Origin of the sequence: Rubellimicrobium rubrum (assembly GCF_006152115.1) — a bacterium.
Taxonomy (GTDB): Bacteria; Pseudomonadota; Alphaproteobacteria; order Rhodobacterales; family Rhodobacteraceae; genus Rubellimicrobium; species Rubellimicrobium rubrum.
In genome coordinates, this window is sequence record NZ_VDFU01000076.1 from 1 (window position 1) to 3,656 (window position 3,656).

Below are 3,656 nucleotides of genomic sequence, written 5' to 3' on the forward strand. Positions count from 1 at the left end.
CCCCCTCGCCATCGTCCACGAGCTGGAACGTCCCCTCGACAATCCGCCGCCGCGTGCCGTCGAAGCTGCCAGCCTGACCGAAGAAGGTGCCGGCTCCGTTGATCCCGCCCTCGCCCACTTCATAGGTGCCATCCGCATCAAGCGCCACGTCGTTGCGTGTGGCCAGCAGACTGCACTCGTCGTTGTTCCGCAGAGCGGATGTGACCGGCTGGCTCGGGTCGTCGATGTCGCGGCAGAGCTCGCGCAGGCGCTGGCCTTCGATGAACCGGTCACGGGCCGAGCGGGTCGTGTCCTGCTGGGCGGCCACAGCTGCGCGCAGGTGGTTCTCTTCGACGTCTCGGACGATGGCTTCCACCTCGTCGCGACGATCCTCGAAGAGCTCCGAGGGCGTGTCGGTGACATTCGCCACCCGCACCGTCACAGTCTGCTGGCTCACATTGCCGTTCGCGTCGGTGGCCGTGACGAGCACGACATAGCTGTTGTCGCCGTCCTGGTCCTTGGGATCCTCGAAGTCGGGCGCTGTTACGAAGCGCAGCTCGCCCGTGGTGGGGTCCATGCCAAAGTGGGTGGCATCCACCCCGCCCGCGATGGACCAGGTGACCGTCTCATTGGCGGTGAAGGTGGCGACCGTCGTGGTGCCCTCGTCCACGCTGGTGGCGGACCGTCCTGCCCCTGGCTGACCCGACGGACCGCTGATCTGCGGCGCAACGGTGTCCTCGACCGTCACCGCGAATACGATCTCGGTCATGTTGCCTTCGGCATCCATGGCGATCACCGTGAGGAGATAGACGTTGTCCCCATCCATGTCGGCGGGCGTGTCGAACTCCGGCGCCCTCCGGAAGCGCAACTCGCCGGTGACCGGGTCGATCCGGAACGCGCCCGCGTCACCCTCACTGGCCAGGGACCAGGTCACCGGCTCGTCGGAGTGGAAGGTGGCTACGAGGGTCCGCCCCTCGGGAATGCGCTGGGATTGCTCCTGCGCCGTTCCATCAGGTCCGGTGACCACAGGCGGCGTGCCCTCGGTCAGATCCCCGACAGTGATAGTGACGGTCTGCTGACTGACGTTGCCGTTCGTGTCGGTGGCCGCGATGATCAGGACGTAGGCGTTGTCCCTGTTCGCGTCGGCGGGTGCCTCGAAGTCCGGGGCCGCCACAAAGGTCAGCGCGCCTGTGCTCGCATCCAGGCTGAAGCGCGCGGCATCGGGACCGCCCAGGATGGACCAGATCACGCTCTCATTGGCGGTGAAGGCCGCAACCTCTGACTGACCTTCGTTCACTGTCTCCGACGAGGTGGCGGCACCAGGGCCGCCGGACGGTCCGGTAATCGCCGGACCAGCCTCATCGACGTCCGCCACCGTGATGATGATCGTCTGCTGACTGGAGTTGCCACTGGCGTCCGTGGCCTCGACCTCAAGGCCGTAGGTGTTGTCCGTGTTGCTGTCGGTGGGCGCCTCAAAGTCGGGAGCCATCCCAAAGGTCAGGGCGCCCGTTATGGGGTCGAGCACGAAGCGAGCCTGATCCGGACCACCCACGATCGTCCAGGTCACAGGCTCGCTGGCAGTCAAGGTGGCGACCGCTGTCGTGCCCTCGCTTACCGTCGTGGCCGAGGTGGCCGCGCCCGCTCCGCCCGAAGGGCCGGTGATCGCTGGAACGGTATCGTCGAGGTCGAGCACCGTCACCGTCACCGTCTGCTGGCTCGTATTTCCATTGGCATCGGTCGCGGTGAGTACGACGACATAGTTGTTGTCCATATCGGCGTCGTCAGGCTGATCGAAGTCCGGCGCGGTGACGAATGTCAGGGCGCCCGTGCTGGGATCGATGGCGAAGCGGGCCTGGTCCGCGCCGCCGGTCAGCGTCCAGGTCACGCCCTCGCTGGCGGTGAAGGTCGCAACCGCCGTGGTGCCCTCGTTCACGGACTTTGCCGAGGAGGCCGCGCCCGCTCCGCCCGAGGGTCCGGTGATCTGGGGAGCCGCCTCGTCGAGGTCGAGCACCGTCACCGTCAGCGTCTGCTGGCTCGTGTTGCCGTTGGCGTCCGTGGCCTCGACGATCACGACATAAGTGTTGTTGGTATCGGAGTCGGTCGGCTGCTCGTAGTCGGGCGCGGCAGCAAACGTGAGCGCACCCGTCGCAGGGTTGATCGTGAACTTGCTCTGGTCCGCCCCGCCCACGATGGACCAGGTGACCGGCTCGTTGGCGCTGAGCATCGCGACCGCCGTGGTGCCCTCGTTCACGGACTTGACCGAGGAGAGCGCGCCGGCCTCGCCCGAGGGCCCGGTGATGAGCGGTGCGGTCACATCCTCGTTCACGTCCGCCACCGTGACTGTCAGCGTCTGCTGACTGGTGTTCCCGAAGCCGTCGGTCGCCGTGATGACGACAACGTAAGTGTTGTTGATGTCAGCGTCGGCCGGCGCCTCGTAATCCGGTGCGGCGACGAAGGTCAGAGCACCTGTCGCGGGGTCGATGGCGAACCTGCTCTGGTCCGGTCCTCCGGTCAGCGACCAGGTCACCCCTTCATCGGCCGTGAAGGTCGCAACCGAGGCCTGACCTTCGTTCACCGTCTTGATCGAGGTGGCGTCCCCAGCCGCGCCCGAGGGCCCGTTGATCGCTGGCGGCGTGGTATCCTCAGCCACGTCGGTCACTGTAATGGTGACCGCCTGCTGGCTGGCATTGCCGTTGGCGTCTGTGGCCTCGACGATCAGGACATAGGTGTTGTTCGTGTCGGCATCGGTCGGCTGCTCGTAGTCGGGCGCGGCAACAAACGTGAGCGCACCCGTCGTCGGGTTGATCGAGAACCGACCCTGGTCGTGGCCGCCGACAAGGGCCCAAGTCACCGGCTCGCCTGCGCTGAAGGCGTGGACCGCAATCGTGCCCTCCGGGACCGCCTTCACGGAAGCCGCGTCGCCCGCAGCACCCGAGGGTCCAGAGATCGCTGGCGGCGTCGCGTCCTCGTTCAGGTCCGCCACAGTGATGGTGACGGTCTGATGGCTGGCGTTCCCGAAGCCGTCGGTCGCGGTGACGACCACCAGATAGATGTTGTTGCCGTCCGCATCCGCAGGCGCCTCGTAGTTGGGTGCGGCCAAGAACGTCAGGGCGCCCGTCGAGGGGCTGATGGCGAACCGTCCCTGGTCGCTGCCCCCGGTGATGGACCAGGTGACGACCTCGTTGGTCGCGAAGGTTGCGACAGCGGTCTGACCTTCGTCCACGGTCTTGGCCGAGGTGGCGTCCCCGGCTGCGCCCGAGGGGCCGGTAATCGCCGGAGGCGTGGCGTCTTCGGCCACATCGGTCACCGTGATGGTGACGAGCTGCTGGCTGCTGTTGCCGTTGCCGTCGGTGGCTTGGACCGTCACGAGGTAGATGTTGTCGGTGTTCGCATCGACAGGGGCCTCGAAGTCCGGACCGGACACGAAGCGAAGCTCACCGCTGCCAGGGTTGATCGTGAACCGACCCTGATCGGTACCGCCCACGATGGCCCAGGTCACGCCTTCGTCCGCCGTGAAGCTGTGAACGGCCAACGTGCCTTCGCTCACCGCCTTCGCGGCTGTCCCGGAGCCGGCTCCGCCCGAGGGTCCACTGATTACCGGACCGGTGTCGTCGAGATCCAGGACCGTCACGGTCAGGGTCTGCTGGCTGGCGTTGCCAGTGCTGTCCGTCGCGGTG

General features: G+C 66.8%; 1 protein-coding gene. It reads right to left on the reverse strand.

Annotation, left to right across the window (positions count from 1 at the left end):
* Positions 1 to 3,656: cadherin repeat domain-containing protein (locus FHG66_RS21185; RefSeq protein ID WP_139079129.1), on the reverse strand; the 3,656-nt coding region annotated here is incomplete at both ends.